Annotated in this window: 23 protein-coding genes; 10 read left to right on the top strand and 13 right to left on the bottom strand. The window is 67.7% G+C overall.

Annotated features, from left to right (window positions below):
• Positions 1–178: 178 nt before the first annotated feature.
• Both ACYQ07_RS00565 and ACYQ07_RS00570 read right to left on the bottom strand, forming a co-directional pair.
• Entirely contained in the window at positions 179–838 is a 660-nt protein-coding gene (locus ACYQ07_RS00565; RefSeq protein ID WP_459875906.1) for a helix-turn-helix domain-containing protein, read from the bottom strand.
• Between the two features lie 124 nt (positions 839–962).
• On the bottom strand, positions 963–1,145 hold the full coding sequence (locus tag ACYQ07_RS00570; protein WP_459875909.1) for a hypothetical protein: 183 nt from the start codon (positions 1,143–1,145) through the stop codon (positions 963–965).
• 295 nt (positions 1,146–1,440) lie between these two features.
• On the opposite strand from ACYQ07_RS00570, the gene ACYQ07_RS00575 reads away from it, so the two are divergent.
• Entirely contained in the window at positions 1,441–3,549 is a 2,109-nt protein-coding gene (locus tag ACYQ07_RS00575; protein ID WP_459875911.1) for a hypothetical protein, read from the top strand.
• A gap of 52 nt (positions 3,550–3,601) precedes the next feature.
• The gene (locus tag ACYQ07_RS00580) at positions 3,602–3,751 is read left to right on the top strand and encodes a DUF7557 family protein (protein ID WP_459875913.1); all 150 of its coding nucleotides are present in this window, start codon (positions 3,602–3,604) and stop codon (positions 3,749–3,751) included.
• A gap of 35 nt (positions 3,752–3,786) precedes the next feature.
• Here the strand turns inward: ACYQ07_RS00580 and ACYQ07_RS00585 are convergent, their stop codons facing one another.
• On the bottom strand, positions 3,787–4,260 hold the full coding sequence (locus ACYQ07_RS00585; protein ID WP_459875916.1) for a DUF5799 family protein: 474 nt from the start codon (positions 4,258–4,260) through the stop codon (positions 3,787–3,789).
• Between the two features lie 150 nt (positions 4,261–4,410).
• On the opposite strand from ACYQ07_RS00585, the gene ACYQ07_RS00590 reads away from it, so the two are divergent.
• On the top strand, positions 4,411–4,800 hold the full coding sequence (locus tag ACYQ07_RS00590) for a halocyanin domain-containing protein (protein WP_459875919.1): 390 nt from the start codon (positions 4,411–4,413) through the stop codon (positions 4,798–4,800).
• Positions 4,801–5,428: 628 nt separating this feature from the next.
• Here ACYQ07_RS00590 and ACYQ07_RS00595 read toward each other — a convergent pair.
• Complete coding sequence (locus tag ACYQ07_RS00595; RefSeq protein ID WP_459875922.1) at positions 5,429–6,106, bottom strand: tRNA (cytidine(56)-2'-O)-methyltransferase; 678 nt, start codon at positions 6,104–6,106, stop codon at positions 5,429–5,431.
• 133 nt (positions 6,107–6,239) lie between these two features.
• Here ACYQ07_RS00595 and ACYQ07_RS00600 point away from each other — a divergent pair, with 133 nt between their 5' ends.
• Together ACYQ07_RS00600 and ACYQ07_RS00605 are read left to right on the top strand one after the other, a co-directional pair.
• A complete protein-coding gene (locus tag ACYQ07_RS00600; protein WP_459875925.1) occupies positions 6,240–6,638 on the top strand; it encodes a DUF7994 family protein in 399 nt (132 codons plus the stop codon).
• A gap of 85 nt (positions 6,639–6,723) precedes the next feature.
• Positions 6,724–7,680, top strand: coding sequence for an NAD-dependent epimerase/dehydratase family protein (locus ACYQ07_RS00605; protein WP_459875928.1), 957 nt, complete (start codon positions 6,724–6,726; stop codon positions 7,678–7,680).
• 84 nt (positions 7,681–7,764) lie between these two features.
• Here ACYQ07_RS00605 and ACYQ07_RS00610 read toward each other — a convergent pair whose 3' ends face one another.
• Positions 7,765–8,163, bottom strand: coding sequence for a BsuPI-related putative proteinase inhibitor (locus tag ACYQ07_RS00610; RefSeq protein ID WP_459875931.1), 399 nt, complete (start codon positions 8,161–8,163; stop codon positions 7,765–7,767).
• Between the two features lie 120 nt (positions 8,164–8,283).
• Between ACYQ07_RS00610 and ACYQ07_RS00615 the strand changes: the two genes are divergently transcribed.
• Together ACYQ07_RS00615 and ACYQ07_RS00620 are read left to right on the top strand one after the other, a co-directional pair.
• Positions 8,284–8,454, top strand: a complete 171-nt coding sequence (locus ACYQ07_RS00615; protein WP_459875934.1) for an FmdB family zinc ribbon protein — start codon at positions 8,284–8,286, stop codon at positions 8,452–8,454.
• Positions 8,455–8,593: 139 nt separating this feature from the next.
• On the top strand, positions 8,594–9,406 hold the full coding sequence (locus ACYQ07_RS00620; RefSeq protein ID WP_459875937.1) for a DUF2797 domain-containing protein: 813 nt from the start codon (positions 8,594–8,596) through the stop codon (positions 9,404–9,406).
• 15 nt (positions 9,407–9,421) lie between these two features.
• Here ACYQ07_RS00620 and ACYQ07_RS00625 read toward each other — a convergent pair whose 3' ends face one another.
• The 6 genes from ACYQ07_RS00625 to ACYQ07_RS00645 all read right to left on the bottom strand — a co-directional run bounded on the left by ACYQ07_RS00625 (position 9,422) and on the right by ACYQ07_RS00645 (position 14,936).
• The gene (locus tag ACYQ07_RS00625) at positions 9,422–10,501 is read right to left on the bottom strand and encodes an ABC transporter permease (RefSeq protein ID WP_459875940.1); all 1,080 of its coding nucleotides are present in this window, start codon (positions 10,499–10,501) and stop codon (positions 9,422–9,424) included.
• On the bottom strand, positions 10,494–12,380 hold the full coding sequence (locus ACYQ07_RS00630; protein ID WP_459875943.1) for a PrsW family intramembrane metalloprotease: 1,887 nt from the start codon (positions 12,378–12,380) through the stop codon (positions 10,494–10,496). Before ACYQ07_RS00630 ends, ACYQ07_RS00625 begins: the two co-directional genes overlap by 8 nt.
• The gene (locus ACYQ07_RS00635) at positions 12,377–13,318 is read right to left on the bottom strand and encodes an ABC transporter ATP-binding protein (RefSeq protein WP_459875946.1); all 942 of its coding nucleotides are present in this window, start codon (positions 13,316–13,318) and stop codon (positions 12,377–12,379) included. Before ACYQ07_RS00635 ends, ACYQ07_RS00630 begins: the two co-directional genes overlap by 4 nt.
• A 190-nt stretch (positions 13,319–13,508) precedes the next feature.
• The gene (locus ACYQ07_RS15470; RefSeq protein WP_487247232.1) at positions 13,509–13,706 is read right to left on the bottom strand and encodes a DUF7989 family protein; all 198 of its coding nucleotides are present in this window, start codon (positions 13,704–13,706) and stop codon (positions 13,509–13,511) included.
• Between the two features lie 118 nt (positions 13,707–13,824).
• The gene (locus tag ACYQ07_RS00640; protein WP_459875949.1) at positions 13,825–14,310 is read right to left on the bottom strand and encodes a VOC family protein; all 486 of its coding nucleotides are present in this window, start codon (positions 14,308–14,310) and stop codon (positions 13,825–13,827) included.
• A 176-nt stretch (positions 14,311–14,486) separates the two neighbouring features.
• Entirely contained in the window at positions 14,487–14,936 is a 450-nt protein-coding gene (locus ACYQ07_RS00645; RefSeq protein WP_459875951.1) for a DoxX family protein, read from the bottom strand.
• Between the two features lie 69 nt (positions 14,937–15,005).
• Between ACYQ07_RS00645 and ACYQ07_RS00650 the strand changes: the two genes are divergently transcribed.
• The gene (locus tag ACYQ07_RS00650) at positions 15,006–15,377 is read left to right on the top strand and encodes a winged helix-turn-helix transcriptional regulator (RefSeq protein WP_459875954.1); all 372 of its coding nucleotides are present in this window, start codon (positions 15,006–15,008) and stop codon (positions 15,375–15,377) included.
• A 19-nt stretch (positions 15,378–15,396) separates the two neighbouring features.
• Here the strand turns inward: ACYQ07_RS00650 and ACYQ07_RS00655 are convergent, their stop codons facing one another.
• Both ACYQ07_RS00655 and ACYQ07_RS00660 read right to left on the bottom strand, forming a co-directional pair.
• A complete protein-coding gene (locus ACYQ07_RS00655) occupies positions 15,397–15,840 on the bottom strand; it encodes a DoxX family protein (protein ID WP_459875957.1) in 444 nt (147 codons plus the stop codon).
• Positions 15,841–16,222: 382 nt separating this feature from the next.
• A complete protein-coding gene (locus ACYQ07_RS00660) occupies positions 16,223–16,504 on the bottom strand; it encodes an acylphosphatase (protein ID WP_459875960.1) in 282 nt (93 codons plus the stop codon).
• 97 nt (positions 16,505–16,601) lie between these two features.
• Here ACYQ07_RS00660 and ACYQ07_RS00665 point away from each other — a divergent pair, with 97 nt between their 5' ends.
• Together ACYQ07_RS00665 and ACYQ07_RS00670 are read left to right on the top strand one after the other, a co-directional pair.
• Complete coding sequence (locus ACYQ07_RS00665; protein ID WP_459875963.1) at positions 16,602–18,110, top strand: phosphohexomutase domain-containing protein; 1,509 nt, start codon at positions 16,602–16,604, stop codon at positions 18,108–18,110.
• A 150-nt stretch (positions 18,111–18,260) separates the two neighbouring features.
• Positions 18,261–19,409, top strand: a complete 1,149-nt coding sequence (locus ACYQ07_RS00670; protein WP_459875966.1) for a BMP family ABC transporter substrate-binding protein — start codon at positions 18,261–18,263, stop codon at positions 19,407–19,409.
• Positions 19,410–19,414 lie beyond the last annotated feature (5 nt).

Below are 19,414 nucleotides of genomic sequence, written 5' to 3' on the forward strand. Positions count from 1 at the left end.
TGGAATATTTAAGGAGCATTGATGTCGAGGCAGTACCCCTATCCGGAACCGTCCCGAAACACGGGTGCAGTCAGCACGGACGTGAGCTGTCTGCTACCGGCATTCCACACCGTTCACGTCAGAGGCACGTGTGGGGGATCTGCCCCCGCATCCACCGTCCGTTCTTCCGTTCTCGCGGTCAGGGCTCCCCGTCGTCGTCCAGCTTCAGCGTCGCGCCGATGAGCGTGCTGAGTCCCCGGCGAAGGCGCTCGTTGACCGCCTGGTCGGAGAGGTCGAGCTCCTCGGCCACGTCGACCAGCGTCGTCCGCCGCGGGATCTCGAAGTACCCCTCGTCGTAGAGGTGTTCGATGAGCGTTCGCTGCTCGTCCGTCAGATCACCCGTCCGCACCGCCGCCGGGTCGATGGGGTTGTACAGGCGGTTGACTTCGAGGTCGACACCGCGCTCCCGGCACTCGGCGTGGAACGAGGAGAGCTGTGAGGCGTCGAGAAAGCGGAGCTTGAACGCCCAGGCGTCGGCGTCGCCCGACGCCTCCTGGAGTACGACGTCGTGCGTGACGACCGCCTGCACGAACGTGTCGACGCCGGTCTCCCACTCGGCACGGTAGAGATGACGCCCGTCGAGCTCGTCGATGACGGTGAATCCGAGGAGTGCAGGGTCCTCTTTCAAGACGGCCTCGAACTCGTCGACCCCCTCGCCGATCACCCAGAAGTAGGGAATCGTTGCGCTGCCGACCGGAATCATCTTCTCGAGTTCGACGGACAAGCCGGTGGTCCGCTGCAGTGCTCTCCCGAGCACGAAATCCTCGGCGGGGACCCGGAAGTCGACGATCACGGTCACTGCGAATCACCCGGACGGCAGCCTGTGCCAGTTGCGAAACTCCACATCAACGTACGCGACCGTACACGGGGGTCGGTGGAAACCCTTTGGCTGGATACCAAGGGCATTTATCAGTATTCCCCGGTCAGTCCTCCTCATCGTACTCGACTCTCGTGATCTGGATATCCCAGTGATGCTCGCTCGATCCGCGGGTCGAGCACTTCCACGCGCCGTCGACATCGGTCCCGTTCCGATGTGCGCGCTCGATCAACCGTGTGAGCGACTCGTTGAAACTCTCGTCGTCGATCGGATCGGATTCATCAGTCATGTGTGTCTCGTCTCCACGAAATACAGGGACGAACGGACTGGCGGAACACGTGTGTGACGACGCTTCCGGACCTCGTATCTCGTGAACACTTACTTCGCTGACGACAAAGCCCTTTGGGATAATACACCTTGATATCCATGGTTTCCCTGACGACAACGCCGTTGATGGCGGGACGCGGCGCCGCAGACTCGGGGGTCGTGTCCGCCGCGGCGATACCGACGGTGCCGCCGGCGTCCGGTGAAGGCTGATGAGACGAGCGACAGCCTCATAACTGCCAACCCGCTTTCCCTGCTCCATGAACCGCACCGACCGCGTGGACCGCGTCGGGTTCACGGGGGCCGACGGCGAGCTCCGCGTGACCGACCGGATCGAAAACGAGACCCTCGTGGTCGGCGTCGACGGAACGCCGGCGCCCGAGCCGGCGCTGACCGACGTGTTCCCCTTTCCGGTGGACGGGGCAGTCTCCGTCGAGACCAGCAGCCTCACCTTCGAGAACGTGGCGAGTCTCCGGCTGCGCGACGAGCACGGGGACATGGTCGCAACCCTGATTGACCCGGCGACGTTCCCCCGCGACACCTACTGTCTGGAGGTGTCGGGAACGATGAAGCTGTACGTCCGCGTCCGCGACGCGGCGATGGACGCCGAGGGGATCAGCGGTCCGGAGCCGGCGCGGATAACGTTCGACGAGTCGACGGTCGTCACCGTCGGCGCCCGCTCACGGCACACGCGACCGGAGGCGACGATCACCGTTCCCGACGACCCGGAGTCGTTGATGGCGGCCGTCTCGGTGCTCGGCTCGTCGATCAAGGAGTTCTCCGCGGAACGCTCGTGGCCGACCCTCCGAGGGTACCCGCCCCGGTTCGAGCGCGGCGACGAGCTGCGGGTCCCGGACCGCCTCTCCGTTCCCGAGACGGGCGTTCGGATCACGGTTCCCGCGACGTATGCGGACGTCTACCGCGTGGCACCGCTGGCGTTCTACCTCGGCGCCCGCGTGGAGCCCGGCGACCCCGCGCTCCACCTCGACGGCGGCTACGTCGAACGCCTTCCCACGGAAGGGGCCGAGCTGGAGCGCCGCGTCGAGACGTTGGTGGGACAGTTCCTGCTGTTGGACTCGCTCGTGCGAATGGAGGGATACGCCCCGAGTGAGCGACGGGAGTACGGCGCGCTTGCACCACAGCTTCCCTTCTACCCGCCCACCCTCTACGACCGGTCGATTCCCGAACAGCTGTTGGAGTACCTGGAGATCGACGCCGCCAAAACCGCCCCCTACGTGCCGACGCCACCGGTCCGGGCACAGCTCCGCCCCGACCCGGCGGATATCGAGCTGCTTCCGCATCTCGTCCACGGGCTCGCTGCTATCCGGGTTGCGTGTCCCTCGTCGCCACGGACACCCACGCGAGACGCCATGCCCGGCGAGGAGACCGTCGGCGGCGTGCTCGGCGTTCCTGCGGGGATCCACGCCGTAACGGGCGGCGGTTCCGATGTCGTCACCGACCTGTCGACGGCGCCGAACCGCACCGCACTGCTGACGCCGGCGACCTACGAGAACCGGCTGGCTCGGTCCCTCCCGACGGAGGGCGAGGCCGTCGTTCACGTCCTCGTCGACGATGACGAGCGCGCGAGGGCGACCCGGCGGGCCGTCGCCACGGTTGACGCCGCGAGCGACCCGACGGTCACCGTGGTTTCGGAGCCGACCGTCGCCGACGTGGAGGCGTCGCTTTCGGATCCCGGAGTCGACGCCTGCCACGTGGCGCTGCCGGTTCAGGACGGGAGAATACGCTGCGGTGACGGCCTGTTCGACCCGTCCGGGATCGAGCTCGTCGGACCCGCGCTGGTGACGTTGGGGGCTCGGACCGACGCCGCGCTCGGCGGGACACTCGTCGACGCCGGCGCGCTACTCGCGACGTTTCTCGATGAACCGACCGAGCCGGACACGCTCCGTGCGTTCACACGTCTGCTCGGCGCCGGCGTCACCGTCGCTGAGTCGCTGCAACTGTCCGGCATTGCGCAGTCGACCCGCGTTCGGCACGTCGGCGATCCGACGCACAGAATCGCGTCGCCGAAGAGAGGTATAAAAGCGATACTGTCGTATTCGCCCACGGAGTCCGGAGAGTTCACGGCCACGATGTGGATGTCTCCCGCCGTAGATACCCAACTTGGCATGGAAATAGGGCAACTGCTGGATAGCGATGGGACAGTTATGTCCCTCGTTGGGGGAGTTGCGAACGAGCAACGCGGAACGTCCACGGCCGTCGAGGTCAGCGACTCCATCGGGGAGGCCGATGTCGTGACGCTCATTGGCAACACGCCGATCCTCGACGACGAGCTCTCGCCGGCGGAGATCGAACGGCTCGCCGAACGGGAACCCGATGTCGAGGACTCGCCAGTACGTCGACTGCGGTAGCGGAGGGGCGGTGGCCCCGACCCTTTTGACGACGGGACGCGAATGCTCGTGTATGCCACAGATCCACCTCGACGAGGAGACGGTCGAGCGGCTCGACGCGCTCCGCGTCGACGACGAGGACTACGACGAGCTGGTGACCGAGCTGATCAACATCTACGAGGCCGAGGAGCTGACGCTGTTCCACGGCGGCGACGTCGAGTAGTCGACGCCGACCATTCGGCCTCGACCGCCGCCCCGTTACTCCTGATAGGCGACCCGAACCTGCTCGAACTTGCCGACGTCCTCGAGATGCGCCTGGAGCTCGTCGGCGTACTCCTGAACGAGCTGTTCGGCCGCGGCGAGCTCCTCGTCGCTGGCGCCGGCGTCCGCCGATCCGCCGCCGCCGAGTCCAAGCGCGCCTTTTACCGAGTCGAGAAAGCCGCCCGACCCGCCGCCGCTTTGTCCGCCGGCGCCCCCCTGCCCGGCCGCACCGCCCATCGCGGCCACCTGGTCGCGAACGTTCGCCAGTTCGGGCATGATCGCCGGGAGCTTCGACGTGTCGGCGACGACCCGTGCGGCCTCGGGGTCGTCGGCGTTCTCGATCTCGAACTCGGTCGCCGTCATGATCAACCCCCACTCCTGGCTGGAGAACTGCGAGCCAGCCACGCGGTCGTTGAACTCGCGGTCCACGGTCATGCGCTCGCCGACGATGGCGTCGGTCCAGTCGCTCATACTCGTCGTTTGCCGTCCGCGCACAAAGGTCGTTCCCCTCGCGGGGATGGGTGCGGAAGCGACCCGCTCACGGGAGACGACACCTTTCGGGCGTTCCCGCCGGGCGGGAGCGAACGCGGTTCTTTAGGCTCCCGGTCGGCTACTCCGCACATGGTCAACCGTACGCGCCGCCAGGTCGTTGCGTCCGCAGGTGCGCTCTCCGTCGTCGCGCTCGCCGGCTGTTCCGACGACGACGATAACGAGGTCGTCGACTTCACCGGCGAGGACCGCGTCGACGTGGTGGTCGGTGCCGGCCCGAACGGGCTGGAGTTCGATCCCGAGGACATCCGCATCGACGCCGGCACGCTCGTTCACTGGGAGTGGACCGGCGAAGGCGGACAGCACAACGTCGTCGACATCGACGGCGCCTTCGAGTCCGAGCTCACCGCGGAGGCAGGCCACACCTTCGAGCACACCTTTGAGGACGCCGGCACCTACGAGTACGTCTGCACGCCCCACCAAACGCAGGGAATGCGCGGCACCGTCGACGTCGTCGAGTAGCGTCGGGTGCACTTTTAAATGACTCTGTTGAAATCCTATTCTTCAAATACAAAATAGTGTGAAACAGCTGGTCGATGAGACTTGCTTGTTGATCGATATCGGGAGTGGGTGTTGCACGAGGTTGTATGAGGAGTTTATAAGTGGATCATTGGTGATTTTGTTCGCCATTTATAAGCAGTGTTTGGTAGGTGAGTTGTTGGTGCAGCCCTGGTGAGGACCGCCGGCAAAGCCCCAGCCAGCTCCGGTCGAGGGCCTCGCTGCGCGCTCAAAAGGGCTCGCAGTGCTCGCCCTTTTGAGTGCTTACGTCGGCCGTCTTCCCGGAGCTGGCTGCCCCTTTGAGTCCCGCCCCGCACCGCACAGCGACCGCACCTCACGCCTCCCCAGCCTCGTCGTCGCCTGCGGCGACGACTCCCTCGCGCGCCGGCGAGCACCCGCGGGGCGCTCGCCGGGCGCGCCACCGCACCGCATCCCGTTTATAAGGAGACCACTACTGCCACTCTCGACAGTTTATATACTCTATCGCCAGCAGCGAACTGCAATACTCACTCCCGATCTCGATCACCGAACAGTCTGTCCAACCGGATCCGGGCCAGAATTTGTCACCTGCTGAGGATTTCAACAGTGCCTTTTAACTGTCAGTGTGGGGGTCGTCGCCCTCCACATCCGACTCGTCCAGTGCAGCCGACTCTCCCTCTTCACCCGCTTCGTCCGTCCCGTTCGCCTCGCTCGCCTCGACCACCTTCTTCCCCGTTTCCTGTGGCAGCACACGCCGATCCGCGTCCTCCCACTCGCGTTCCAGCTCGGCACCCTCGAACAGCCGGTCGAGGAAGACGGCGAGGCCGGCGACCTCCGAGTGCGGCTGGTTGGTGACGCCGACGTTGAAGTCGGCGCGCTCGTACAGCGACCACGGCACCTTCTCGCCGCCGACGACGACGAGGAGGTCGCGCGGGGTACTCGCCGCCGCATCGACGGGTTCGTCTCCCGCGGCGCTCGCGAGCCCGACCGCCTCCCGGATGTCGGCTTCCACGTCTTGGACGCGCTCGCCGTACATCGTGAGGTGGGCGACGACGCCGTCGAAGGTCCGGACGATCGCGTTCTGGTCCTCGCGGAGCTCGACGCTGAACGGGCCGCCGAAGCGGTCCGTGATGTCGCGGACGGTCTCGGCGGATTGGCCGGCGTTGTCGGGGAGGACCACGCGGTCGGCGCCGAGCGCGCGGGCGGTGAGCCCGACGTGGGTCGTCATGCGGTCGTCGCGTCCCGGACGGTGGCCGTACCGGAGGACGACGACCTCGCGTTCGTCGTGCATACCCGTGCTGCGTGGGGAAGCCGGGTGGACCTTTCGATGCGGCGACGGCTAGGGTTCCGGAGCGACCCGTCCAGGCGGCTCCCAGCCGCTCACCTTCCGTCCCTTTTAAGCCGACACGCTCGTCGGGTGACGTATGAAGCGACGCTGGTTCGCCGTTCTCGGCTCCGCGCTCCTGCTCGGCTATCTGGTGCTCACCGCGGTGTTCGGGTTCGATCTGTGGCGGGACCCGATCATGGTGACGCAAGGGGTGCTCGTGCTGCTTGCGGGCGCCGCGTTCTTCCTCGCTGGCTTCGGCCGGAGCGCCGCCGGCCTCTCGTGGCTCCAGCTGATCGGCGCGGGTGACCTGCTCCTCGGCATCCTGCTCGTCTCCACGTCCCTCCCCACGCTCCTCGACGACGGAGCGGAGAGTGCCGACCTCGTCGGCGCGGCGGCTGCCGTGCTCGGCGGGCTCTTTCTCGTCGCGCTCGGCGTCGCCTACCTCCGCGGCGTGTACGATACGGACGCGTTCGAACCTGGACCGCTGTTCGGATGAGTGCGGGCCCTCGTGACGGACGCGGTCGGAAGCCACGCCCACCGCGACCGCAACCGCTTTTTCCGTTGCTCCTACAGGTCGTCACATGAACCTCTCCGACGCGCGGGTGCTGGTGACCGGCGGCGCCGGGCTGGTCGGCAGCTACCTCGCCGCCGCGCTCCTCGACCGCGGCGCCGACGTGCGAGTCGCCGACGACTGCTCGAAGGGCGAGTCCGACCGCGTGCCCGAGGACGCGACGTTCGTCCGCGCGGACATGACGGACTCCGACGACGTTGCCGAGGTCGTCACGGGTGACCTCGACGCCGTCTTCCACCTCGCGGCGTACACGGACACCAACTTCGACGACGACCGGACGCTCTACGAGGAGAACACCACGATGACGTACAACGTCGTCGAGCGCATGCGGGAGGTGGGCGTCACCAACCTCGGATTCACCTCCTCGTCGGCCGTCTACGGCGAGGCGCCGCGTCCGACGCCCGAGGACTATGCTCCGCTGGAGCCGATTTCCGTCTACGGCTCCTCGAAGCTCGCCGACGAGGCGGTGTTGTCGACGTTCGCGCACTCGTACGACTTCACCGTCTGGAACGTGCGATTCGCCAACATCGTGGGCCCGTACCAGCGCGGCAACGTCGTCCCCGACTTCATCGAGAAGCTGCTCGCGGACCCCGACGAACTCGAGATTCTCGGCGACGGCCGCCAGGAGAAGTCGTACATGCACGTCTCGGAGTGCGTCGACGCCCTGCTCCACGTCGTCGAGCACGCCGAAGGCGACATGAACACCTACAACCTCGGCACGCGCACGACGACCTCCGTTACCGCCATCGCCGACATCGTGAGTGAGGAGCTCGGCGTCGAGCCCGACTACCACTACACCGGCGGCGACCGCGGCTGGACCGGCGACGTGCCGAAGATGCGCCTCTCCGTCGAGAAACTCGCCGCGCTCGGCTGGGAGCCCTCGCTGTCGAGCCACGAGTCCGTCCGGCGCGGTGCGCGCGACCTGATCGCGGAGCTGGCGCCCGACCGGCTGGACGGCGCCTCGTAGGCGCGTCGGCGCCGACGACGCTGTTCTCGCCGATCGGAGACGCTGCTACTTGGCGATCGGCCCGTCGTTTCCCGCTCGTCCCCGTCACTCACCGACTTCGACGGTCGCCGTCGCGCTCACGTCAGCGTCGGACGCCGCGAGCTCGCCCTCGACCTCGTAGGCGCCCGCCGGCGGGTTCGACCACGTGGCGATGTAGGTGGTGGACTCCCCAGGATCGAGCGTCTCGGAGCCAAGCACCTGTGTGAACATTCGGCCCTCGCCGTAGCGCCACACCGGGTCGGTGTCGGTGCCCGCGGTTCCCGCGGTGCCGTCTCCCCGTCCTCCGCCGCCCCCGTCACCGACGGCGCGCGCGACGAAGTCCGCGCGCTGGCCGGTTCGGAACGAGAGGCTGACGGGGTCGGCGCCGGCGTTCGTCACCGTCAGCGCGAGGTCGACGGCGTCGCCGTCGGCCGTCGGCGCCGCCGAGAGGGTCGCATCGAGCACGGCGGAGCGTTGCCCGGAGTCGCCTTAAAAGTGGGCGCCATGCGGGAGCTCTACGCGGATCAGCGGCGCCGATCGAGCCAAGCATTCACAAGGCTTCGACCACAAATTCGGCGTGCAACCATGAGCCTTGCCGGTACGCTTCGGCGTATCGTCGCGGGGCCGGACGAGGAGGCGGCGACGTTCGCGTACGAGTGCGTGGCCTGTGGGGCGGCGTTCGAGGAACCGCGCGACCGGATGCAGCGCATCGCGTGCCCGGACTGCGGCGGCTCGAACGTTCGAAGTGCCGAGTGACCGGGCGTCGGCGACGCCGTCATCTCAACCCGGCCACCGGGCCAACGCTTTCTTCGAGCGCCGATCGACGACAGCCGACCACGACCGCCGACGGGCCCATCGCTCACCGTTTAAGTCCTCCCGTCTCCTACGGGATGGCGTGCAGGTAGTGGGGTACGACGCGCGCGACGAGGACGGCGACGGTGGCCTCTATCTCGCGGGAGACGGCGCCGGCGAGGCGGCCGGCCGACCGGATGCGGACGCCGCCGATGTGGTCCGGCTCGACTGTTCACCCGGGACGGAGCTCGCCTTCGGGCTCGGCGAGCGTCGCTGCGCGGGGACGATTCACGAGGGCGAGCATCTGGCGTGTGACGCGACGGACGCACCATACTGTGACGCACACTCCTCGGTGTGGGTGTGTGCGCGCTGTACCGGGTCCTGTTTAAAAGACGAGATGGACTGTACGGAGCCACACGCCCTCTATCTTGCGGCATTCGCTCCGGACACGTTCAAGGTGGGCGTCACCCGCGAGTGGCGCCTCGACACCCGGCTCCGCGAGCAGGGCGCCGACCGCGCTGCCCACGTCCGCACCTACCCCAATGGGCGGGTCGTGCGGGACGTGGAGTCGGAGCTGGCAGCCAGCCCGGAGACCGGCCTGGTCGACCGCGTGCGCGTCCCGACGAAGGTCGACGGCTTCGCCGAGACGGTGGACGAGAGCGCGTGGAACGACCTGCTCGACCGGTTCGATCTCGAGGCCACCTACGAGTTCGACTACGGGCTCGACCTCGCGGAGCGCCCGATGGCCGAGACGATGGCCGCGGGCACCGTCCGCGGCTGGAAGGGCCGCGTGATGGTACTCGACCGTAACGGCACCACCTACGCGGTCGACGCCCGCGACCTCGTCGGCTACCGGCTCACGGAGGAGGTGCCGGAGCGCGACCTCCAGTCGAGTTTGGGCGCGTTCGGGACGTAACACGGAATTTCACTCCTAGCTCTCGATCCCCTCCCGGCGCACGAACTCCCGCACGCCGAGGAACGCCACGACGGCGATGACCGCGTACACTGCCACCGTGAGGTACGTGGCGGCGTCGGCGCTGTCGATGGCGAGGCGGGCGACGGCGTTGGTCGGGCCGCCGGCAAGCGCGGTGGCGCCGCCAAACAGTGCGATGACGGCGACCGAGTAGAGGAACTGCGCGGCCCGCCGGTCCGGCGACACCAGCGCGATGGCGAGCGCGACGGCGACGACGAGCAGGGTGAACGCCGTCGTCACACCGACGACGATCCCGACGTTCGAGACGGGTGTGCCGTTGAGCGACAGCAACACGAGCCACGCCAGCGCCTGTACCGGAGCAATGGCGACCGCCGCAAGCGCCTTGCCATCGACGATGTCGGCGGGCGTGATGGGGGCAACGGAGAGGAGCTCCAGCGTCCCGCGGTCCACCTCCTCGGTGACGGAGTCGACGGCGAGCGATCCGGAGATGAAGACGGGGAGGAACACCAGCAGGGGAATCAGCACCGTGTACGTGAAGGTGTAGTACGGACTCGATCCGGTTCGATCGGGGATCGCAAGCGGCGGCTGCTCTAAGAAGGCCGACCGGTCGGCGCGCTCGGCGTTCTCGTAGGCGTACAGCACCTCGCGGAGTTGGACGACGATAACGGTCGTCTCGACGTTCGAGTCCGGCGCGGTTGCCGAGACGGATATCCGACCGTCGTCGGTTCGTTGGGCGATCACCACCGCGTCGGCCATGCGGTTGTCGAACGTCGCTCGCGCGTCGCTCGGCTCCTCGTATCGGGTGACGCTGGCACCGGGCACCTCGTCGGCGGCGCGTTCCAAGTCCGCGACTGCGTCGCCGGAGCCGGCGATCTCGATCTCCGCGCCGTCGAGTCCGGCCGGGTCGTACATCGAGACGAGCCCCACCACCAGAAACGACGAGAACGGCGCGATGAACAGCTGGATCCCGATCGCCAGCAGGATCGTCTTCTCCGCGCGCAGGCCGGCAAGCTCCCGTTTCGCGATCGTGAGGCGCGGGTCGCGTCGCCGCGGTCCACGGCTGCGAGCGTCACCCATGGATGCTCACCACCACGAAGTTGTACGCCGCGTGGATCAGCGTCGCCAACACCAGCGTGGCCGCGTACACCGTCCGGTTCCGGCTGGCACCCACCGCCGCGACGACGGTGACGAAACAGTGGAGCGCCAGGGGGGCCAGAAACAGCCCGAGTGCGACCGCCGGCGAAAGTCCCTCGACGCCCGCGACGGATCCGAAGGCCGCCCGACCAACGTACAGCTCCAGCAGGCCGACCGCCTGGACGACCGCGGTCACCTTCTCCGCGAGGAAGAAGCCGAATCCGGAGGCGAGTCCGACGCCGACCGCGACCACGTCCGTGCGGGCGAAGACGCCGCGCTCGAAGCCGGCGTAGAGGTGGAGGCTCTTGGCGACCTCCTCGATGAACGCGATGGAGACGAGGAGCACGGGGATCGACAGGGTGATCGGCAGTGCGAACAGCACCGCGACAGCAAGCAGCTCCGCGACGAACACGAACGGGATCGTGCAGGCGGTGATGACCGCGACCGCGGCGAAGGGGCGGAGTCGCGCGCGGAGCGATCCTCCGTCTGCCGGAAGCGCCGAGAGCCGGACGGCGAGCGCGTCGAGGAACTTTCGCGGGAGCGGTTTCTGCGTGAACATGTCCTCCTCGCGGTAGACGCCGGCGCCGAGCGTGAACAGGAGCCCGGCGACGACCAGCGGCGGCACCGTCGAGAACAGTCCCTCGACGAGTGACATCGACTCGCCCTGCAGATCGAAGACGACGATCGTCAGCGGCGAGACGAGGGCGATGGGCGTCACGTTGGTGAACACCGCCGGAACGAACGCGTACGTCGTCAACACGACGCTGACGGTGACCGTCACGAAGGTGAGCTCCTTGAACGACCGCGCGAACATGGCGCCGACGAACGTCGCGCCCAAGAACGCGAGCGCCAGCGGGAGCACGGCGAGCACCGAGAGCGGCCCGCCGCCGACCGCGAGCGCGATGGCCGTGGTCAGCCCGACCGCCGCGACGACGTACGGCAGCGTCTTGCCGGCGACCACGTCGCCGGGCGCCAGCGGGGTGACCAACAACAGCTCCCCGCGACGGTTCACCCGCTCGTTGAGGATCGACGAGCCGTACGCCTGGATGAGGAAGTTCAGCGGTACCAGAAAGACGAACGCCAACACCAGCGAGACGAACGGGAACGGCGGGGTGATCCCGCCGGCCGACCCGACGTGGTCGGCGCCGAACGCCCCGCCGCCGATTGAGGGAACGCCAAGTGCGTCGTCTTCGCTGTCCTCGTCCGTCCCGTCACTGTCCGGGTCGCCGGCATCCGAATCACCGTCGCCAGCGTCGTCGCCCGCTTCGCCGTCTCCGTCATCATCGCCCGAATCCGGTGGCTCACCAAGCGTCACATCACCGCCGGCGCTCCGGCTCACGTACCGGAGCGTCACGTCGAGAGGGTACGCCGCGGTGGCGTTCGACTCGGCGGCCATCCGGCGTTCGTTCTCCGCGAGCACCGCGTCGCGGACGGCCGCGGCTGCTGCCTCGCCCTTCGCGGAGTCCGCCGCCCACACGACCACTCCGCCTGCGGCTCCAGCACCGCCTGCTCCGCCTCCTCCATCATCCACGATCGCGTCCGCGTTCTCCCCGAGTGTCGCGCGCTCGGCTGGAACTGGCGTCAGCGGCGCGGACTCCTCGACCGCGTCGGCGTACGGCGAGTCGTCGTCCACGCCGACGCGGTACACGTCCCGGTCCACATCGAGACCGGCGACGCCCGCGGCCAATCCGACCGCGACGGTGCCGCCGGCGAACAACAGGATCACGAGCGCGGCCAGCAGCGTTTGGCGGTCGAGCCCGCCGGCGGCCTGGCTCGTCTCCCAGCGGGCGATCCGGAGGATTCGTCGCAGTCGGTCTTTCACTCCTCTTCCTCCACCGTTCCGGTCTGTCGTCCCGGCATCGGCCGTCCGACCAGGTCGAGAAACACGTCCTCCAGCGTCGACTCGCGGGTGCGGATGTCGACGACCTCGCCGCCGGCGTCCGCGGCGGCCTCGCGCACGGATTCGACGTGGTCCATCGTCGGGACGGTCGTCCGGTAGCGGTCGCCGACGGACTCCGCGGATATCGGCTCGTCGAGGTCGGACTTGGCAGTGGAGAGCTCGACCGGCACGTCGGTGAAGACGTGGTACGTCGTCTCCCCGTGCTCCTCGCGGATGTCCGTGACGGAGCCGCGGGCGACGATTCGCCCCTCGTTCATGATGATGACCCGGTCACAGACGGATTCGACGTGGTAGAGGTTGTGCGCCGAGAAGACGACGGTTTTCCCGGCCTCTCGAAGCTCACGGGTGAATTCCAGCACGGAGTTGGTCGTCACCGGGTCGAGCCCGGAGGCGGGCTCGTCGTACACCAACACGTCGGGATCGTTGACCAGCGAGCGCGCGATGGCGACCTTGCGTTTCATTCCCTTCGACATGTCGCCGAGCCGGCGCTCGCGGTGGTCGAGCTGGAGCCGGTCGAGCGCCTCCTCGATCCGCTCGTTCGCCTCCTCGCGCGGCACGTCGTAGAGGTCCGCAAAAAAGCGGAGGTACGACAGCGGCGTCATCTCCTCATATAGCGGCGACTCCTCCGGGAGGAAGCCGAGCTGGCGGCGCATCTCCGGGTCGCCGGCGTCGAACCCCGCCACGCGAGCCTCGCCGTCGGTCGGCTCGACGAGCCCGGCGAGCACCTTCAGCGTCGTCGTCTTGCCGGCGCCGTTGGGGCCGACGATGCCGAACACCTCGCCCTCCTCGACGGCGAAGGTGCTGTCGACGACCGCCGCGAAGTCGCCGTACGTCTTCGACAATCCCCGCACCTCGATCATACGCCTTTCTCCTCAATCAACCCGGTTAAAGCTGCGGCCGCGGCTATCACCGGCGAGAACGCCGGCTGTTGGTCGCGGTGGTTGTGGCGTGTCACGCCCGCCGAGCGAGGCGATCGCGGCGCGCGCGGCGAGCACTGCGCTCGACGACTTATGAGGACTTCAAAAGGATGTGAAGATCGCAGACTGGCGGTTACTCTTCCTCTTCCTCTTCTTCTTCGCTCTCCCATCGTCGCCCTCGCGTCCAGACGGAGTCCGCTGAGGTATCGTTCGGTGCAGTGTGCGAGACGTCTTTCATGGTGCCGCGGTTCGAGTCAGCCATCTTGGCACCGAGTAGCAGTGTCCCATATATGAACGCTCCGGCAAATGAGGTAGGGATACTTAATAGCATATAAGGTCATAAGAGGTGATCGCACGTCCGGATGATGACCGGGAATCCGGGGACCTTCGCAGAAGAGACTGGCTCATTCTATTTAAACGGGTGATCAATCAGAAATCAGCACCGGCAGTCAGGGCTGTCCCTTTCCCTCCTCAAAGGGGTCGATCGTCGTGCTCCCCGGCTTGTCCTCGTCGACGGCGAATCCCGGCTCCTCCGTTGCCAGCTCGAAGACCAGGCCGTCAGGGTCGGTGAAGTAGATGCTCTTGAAGTACGTCCGGTCCTTCACCGGCGAGACCTCGACGCCGTGCTCCTGGAGGTGGTCGCGCCACTCGCGAAGCGTCTCCTCGTCGGCGACGCCGAACGCGAAGTGGTGGCCGGCGCCGGGACCGGGAGTCCCCCGAGAATCGGGATACTCGAAGTAGGTGACGGTCGTTCCGGGCTCGCCCGTCGGCGTGGACGAGAAGTAGTAGTGGAGCGTTCCCGGATCGTCGTAGTTCTGCGTCCGCTTCACCGTGTGCCAGCCGAGCACGTCCTCGTAGAACGCGACCGTCTCGTCCATGTCGGTGCAGACGTTCGTGACGTGGTGAAGCCCCGTCGTGGGTGGCGCGTCGCTCATGATGCGGGCTTCGTGAGGACGGCAGTTAGCTGTTGGCAGTTTGCAGGCGGTAAGCCCCCTTCCTCAAGGAGCGAACGGCGTCAGCCGTGAGCGAGTAGGGTGGGGTAGTTCACCTGTTGGCCGGGTGTGGCGGAAGTCGAACGCCACCGCGGTCGGCGACAGGTCCCGAAGCGGGCCTAGAGCAGGCCGAGGTTCACCGCGTACGGCCACGCGGAGCCGCCGACGGCGAGGAACGCGAGCGCGGCGCCGGCGCCGAAGACGTTCTTCAGGAATCCGGTCATCTCGCTCTGCTTCTGCTCGGGGTCGTCGATCGCCCAGAAGTCGTGCATCGTCACCGCGGAGACGAGCAGGAAGACGGCGAGCGCGCCGGCCGAGATGACCGGAGCGATCCCGGCGGCGAGTCCGAGCCCGCCGGCGACCAGCAGAAGGCCGGAGGCGATCACCGAAAAGCGGGGCGCCGGGAGGCCCTTGAACTCGGCATAGCCCGCCATGTTGTCGAGGTCGAGGAAGTGGTTCAGTCCCATGAACGCCAGCACGCCTCCGAAGAGGACGCGAGCGACGAGGAACAGTTCGCCAGCGAGCGGCGAGTCGAACTGGAGTAGTACTGCTGCAATATCTGGTGACATTGTGTAACTACGTATACGAACGACACCTATATATTGGTTCCCGGACGATCTGGTTAGTAGGTAACACCGATGTCATCACCGGAGCTCACCTCGGCGGATGTGGATGCAGATGCGGCAGGGACGCCGGGAGACGACTCCCCGTGTCCAATCGTCGACTCGTTGGAGCAGATCGGCTCACAGTGGCGGCTCATCGTCCTCCACGAACTCCAGGGCGGCGAGCGCCGCTTCAACGAGCTGAAACGGGAAACCGACGCGAACGCGCGGACGCTCTCGCGGGTCCTCGACGACCTCCAGGAGACGGGGTTCGTCGACCGACGCATGGAGGAGGACGCCCCCGTGGCGACGTACTACAGCCTCACCGAGAAGGGTGAATCGCTGGGCGGCGTCTTTTCGGAGATCGAGACGTGGGCCGACGAGTGGCTGGCCGAGTGTCAGGCGTGACGGCCGCCCGGACGCGCGTTCAGAAGAAGAGGCCAACGTCGACGGCGTACGGCCACGCCGTCCCGCCGAGCGCGACGAACGTGAGCGCTGCGCCGGCGCCGTAGACGTTTTTCAGGAAGCTCGTCATCTCGTTTTGCCGCTCCTCGGGGTCATCGACCGTCCAGAAGTCGTGCATGGTGAGTCCGGACACCAGCAGGAACACGGCTACTGCGCCGGCGGTGAACACGGGGAACACGCCGGCGACGATGCCGAGCCCGCCGACGACCAGCAGGACGCCGGAGGCAATCACTGAGAACGTCGGGAAGGGAATTCCCTTGAACTCGGCGTAGCCGGCCATCCCCTCGACGTCGAGGAAGTGGTTCAGTCCGGTGAAGGCGATAACGCCGCCGAACAGCAGTCGGGCGATCAAAAACAGCTCATTGGAGAGTTCGAGATTGAACTGCAACAGCGTCGGATCGATCATCGTGTGTTTACACACATGCCGCCGCGCCGTATAGCGTTTCCCGGACGTTCCGGTTAGCGGGTGACGCCCGGACAACTACACACGTTCACACTCCGCAGCGACGCCGTCAATGCGGAGTCCGGCGACATCGTACGGGCGGGGACCCGGCGAACCGGGCGCTCGCCGGCGTCCGTGGCGTCTATGCGTCCGCGGGGTCCGTCGGCGCCCGCTCTGGTCGACGGACGTCACGAGCAGTCGTGCGGAGTGGGCACCTTTTCGGCGCAGTCGCGGTAGAACCGGGGCTGTTTCTCGACTGCGCCACGGACCAGTCGCTCGTCGGGATCTCCACATCACCCGATTTGGCGACCGAGAACGCGGCGCCGGAGCACGCCGAACGCGACCGCTACCAGCGGACCTCGAACCCGTCCAGTCCCTCCGGCTCCTCCCGCTCGACGCTCACGTCGTCGACCTCGGCGGCCGGACTCCCCGTTTTACACCACGTGACCAGCTCCTCGACGGCGTCCGGCGGCCCCTCGAAGACGGCTTCGACGCGCCCGTCGTCGAGGTTGCGGACCCAGCCGTCGACGCCGGCCTCGCGTGCGGTGTCGCGGGTGGTCGCGCGGTAGTAGACCCCCTGTACCCGTCCGGAGACGAACACGTGTGCTCGTTGTCGCTCATCGCTCATCGTGCGGCATCGGGTTCTCGCGCCGGACCTTATAACCCGATCGCCACGGTCGCTCCGGACCGACGGGTTCTAACGACCCGCGGCCGACCGTACGCCCATGAGCCTGTTCGGAACCGCCGGCGTCCGCGGCAGCGTCGAGGACCGGGTTACGCCGGAGCTCGCGCTCGCGGTCGGCCGCGCGGTGGCGACGGACGTGCGGAACCGCCGGGACGACGACGCCGACCAGCCGCCCGACGACCAGCCACCCGAGGTCGTCGTCGCGCGCGACGGCCGGGTGAGCGGGTCGGCGATCGCCGCCGCGATGGAGGCCGGCCTCGCCTCCGGCGGCGCAAAAGTCCTGCGCGCCGGCCAGCTGCCCACGCCCGCACTGGCACACGCCTCACAGGGACGCCACGGCGTGATGCTCACCGCCTCGCACAATCCGCCGGAGGACAACGGGATCAAGCTGTTCGTCGACGGCGTCGAGTACGAGCGCGAGCTGGAACGCGCCGTCGAGGATCTGGTCGCCGAGGAGACCGACCCCGCTCCGTGGGACCGCTGGACCGACACCGAGCGCATCGACACGCTCGACGACTACCTCGGCGACGTGACGGCGTACGCCCGCGAACTGGGTGCCGATCTCGACGGACTGCGAATCGCCGTCGACTGTGGCAACGGGATGTCCGCGCCCGCGACCCCGACCGTCCTCCGCGAACTGGATGCCGAGGTCGTCACCCTCAACGGCAACGTCGACGGCCACTTCCCCGGCCGGGGGAGCAAGCCGACGCCGGAGACGCTACGTGACCTTCGGGCGTTCATCGCCGACGCCAACGAGGGCGTCGACCGACCGGGACGGCCGCCCGCGGAGGGTGCCGGCGCGGGTGCGGGGGAGGATGGCGTCGGCGAGAGTATCGCCGAGTCCCCGGAGGGGTTCGCGTTCGGCATCGGCCACGACGGCGACGCCGACCGGATCGTGATCATCGACGCCGACGGTGAGGTGGTCCACGAGGACACCGTCCTCGCGATGCTGGCCGAGCTGTACACCCGCGAGAGCGAGGCCGACGACCCCGTCGTGGTCACGACGCCGAACGCCTCCGGGCGCATCGACGAGCGCGTGCGCGAGGCCGGCGGGCGCGTCGAGCGCGTCCGGCTGGGCGCGCTCCACGAGGGGATCGCGACGGTACGGGCGGAGGCCGGCGCGAGCGACGACGACACGGAGGTCGTCTTCGCGGCCGAGCCGTGGAAGCACGTCCACCTCCGATTCGGCGGCTGGATCGACGGCGTCTGCTCGGCGGCCGTCATCGCACGGCTCGTCGCGGAATCCGGACTGGACGATCTCCGTGCGCCGATCACGGAACGCCCCTACCGGAAGGTGAGCATCCCGTGCCCCGACGAGGCGAAGTCGCCGGCGATGGCGCGGCTGGAGACGACGCTTCCCGACGCGTTCCCCGACGCGTCCGTCGACACCGACCACGGCGTCCGGCTGGAGTTCCCCGACGCGTCCTGGACGCTGGTCCGTCCTTCGGGGACGGAGGCGTACGTTCGGGTGTACGCGGAAAGCGACACGGTCGACGAGTTCGTCGCGGAGGTCCGGGCGGTCGTCGAGGACGCCGTCGCGGCGGCGTAGAACCCCACGCATCCGAGACGCCGTCGTCGTCGCGCCCACCCCCTTTTCAGCACGGCCGTTGACGTTCGATCAACCGATCGACGATTTGACGCATAGAGAACCCAAGAAGCGACGATTTTATGCCCTGTACCCCCCGTTCTACGGGTGACTATGGCTTCCGATTTCGATCGTCGTCGGTTCCTCAAGGCAACAGGTGTCGCAGGTGTCGCGGGACTCGCCGGGTGTACCGGTGGGCCGGATGACGGCGGCAATGGCGGAGATGACGACGGCGACGGCGGTGACTCCGGCGCGAACGGGGACGCAGGAGAGGAGGAAGAGGCGACCGGTGAGGCCGAGTACAACGTCGGGATGGTGTACGCGCTCGGCGGACTCGGCGACGAGTCGTTCAACGACGCCGCCCAGCGCGGGATCATCGATGCCGCGGACGACTTCGATATGGAGTTCAGCGAGTCCCAGCCCGCGGACGCCGGCGAGTTCTCGCAGTTCCAGCGCCGCTACGCCGAGTCCACGGACCCCGACTACGACCTCGTGTCGTGTATCGGGTTCGCCCAGCTCGACGCGCTCTCGGAGGTCGCTCCGGAGTTCCCCAACCAGAACTTCATGCTCGTCGACGACCAGCTCGACGAGCCGAACGTCGCGAGCTACGAGTTCAAAGACGAGGAGGGATCGTTCCTCGTCGGCGCGCTCGCCGGGCTCCTGACGGGCCAGTCGTTCAGCGCGGGCGGCGGCGAAACCCAGGCGGACTCCACGAACGTCGGCTTCGTCGGCGGCGTCGAGTCCCCGCTCATCCGCCGGTTCGAGGCCGGCTTCACCGGCGGCGCGAAGTACGTCAACGACGACATCGACGTGATCACCAGCTACGTCGGCGACTTCGCGGACCCGTCCGGCGGGCAGGAGGCCGCCCTCTCGATGTACGAGAGCGGCGCTGACGTGGTGTTCCACGCGGCCGGCGGCTCCGGCGTCGGCGTGTTCCAGGCGGCCCAGCAGGAGGAGCGGTTCGCCATCGGCGTCGACTCCGACCAGTCGCTCACCGAGCCCGACTTCGCGGACGTGATCCTCGCGTCGATGGTGAAGCAGGTGGGCGAGGCGGTGTACGAGTCGGTCGAGAACGTCGTCAACGACGACTTCCAGGGCGGCTCGCAGGTCGAGCTCGGACTGGAGGACGAGGGTGTCGCCTGCGTCTACGGCGACGAGCTCGGCTCCGAGATCCCCGAGGATGTGGTCGACGAGGTCGACGAGATCCGCGACGACATCATCGCGGGCGACATCGACGTGCCGACCGACCCCGACGAGGCCTGATCGGC

This window comes from Halorubrum gandharaense (assembly GCF_054654575.1).

Coding starts and splice junctions, on each gene's coding strand:
- ACYQ07_RS00665 (WP_459875963.1), top strand. CDS start 16,602: ATGAGCCTGTTCGGAACCGCCGGCGTCCGCGGCAGCGTCGAGGACCGG.
- ACYQ07_RS00655 (WP_459875957.1), bottom strand. CDS start 15,840: ATGATCGATCCGACGCTGTTGCAGTTCAATCTCGAACTCTCCAATGAG.
- ACYQ07_RS00625 (WP_459875940.1), bottom strand. CDS start 10,501: ATGGGTGACGCTCGCAGCCGTGGACCGCGGCGACGCGACCCGCGCCTC.
- ACYQ07_RS00605 (WP_459875928.1), top strand. CDS start 6,724: ATGAACCTCTCCGACGCGCGGGTGCTGGTGACCGGCGGCGCCGGGCTG.
- ACYQ07_RS00590 (WP_459875919.1), top strand. CDS start 4,411: ATGGTCAACCGTACGCGCCGCCAGGTCGTTGCGTCCGCAGGTGCGCTC.
- ACYQ07_RS00640 (WP_459875949.1), bottom strand. CDS start 14,310: ATGAGCGACGCGCCACCCACGACGGGGCTTCACCACGTCACGAACGTC.
- ACYQ07_RS00645 (WP_459875951.1), bottom strand. CDS start 14,936: ATGTCACCAGATATTGCAGCAGTACTACTCCAGTTCGACTCGCCGCTC.
- ACYQ07_RS00585 (WP_459875916.1), bottom strand. CDS start 4,260: ATGAGCGACTGGACCGACGCCATCGTCGGCGAGCGCATGACCGTGGAC.
- ACYQ07_RS00575 (WP_459875911.1), top strand. CDS start 1,441: ATGAACCGCACCGACCGCGTGGACCGCGTCGGGTTCACGGGGGCCGAC.
- ACYQ07_RS00670 (WP_459875966.1), top strand. CDS start 18,261: ATGGCTTCCGATTTCGATCGTCGTCGGTTCCTCAAGGCAACAGGTGTC.
- ACYQ07_RS00660 (WP_459875960.1), bottom strand. CDS start 16,504: ATGAGCGATGAGCGACAACGAGCACACGTGTTCGTCTCCGGACGGGTA.
- ACYQ07_RS00580 (WP_459875913.1), top strand. CDS start 3,602: ATGCCACAGATCCACCTCGACGAGGAGACGGTCGAGCGGCTCGACGCG.
- ACYQ07_RS00600 (WP_459875925.1), top strand. CDS start 6,240: ATGAAGCGACGCTGGTTCGCCGTTCTCGGCTCCGCGCTCCTGCTCGGC.
- ACYQ07_RS00650 (WP_459875954.1), top strand. CDS start 15,006: ATGTCATCACCGGAGCTCACCTCGGCGGATGTGGATGCAGATGCGGCA.
- ACYQ07_RS15470 (WP_487247232.1), bottom strand. CDS start 13,706: ATGCTATTAAGTATCCCTACCTCATTTGCCGGAGCGTTCATATATGGG.
- ACYQ07_RS00595 (WP_459875922.1), bottom strand. CDS start 6,106: ATGCACGACGAACGCGAGGTCGTCGTCCTCCGGTACGGCCACCGTCCG.
- ACYQ07_RS00570 (WP_459875909.1), bottom strand. CDS start 1,145: ATGACTGATGAATCCGATCCGATCGACGACGAGAGTTTCAACGAGTCG.
- ACYQ07_RS00615 (WP_459875934.1), top strand. CDS start 8,284: ATGAGCCTTGCCGGTACGCTTCGGCGTATCGTCGCGGGGCCGGACGAG.
- ACYQ07_RS00635 (WP_459875946.1), bottom strand. CDS start 13,318: ATGATCGAGGTGCGGGGATTGTCGAAGACGTACGGCGACTTCGCGGCG.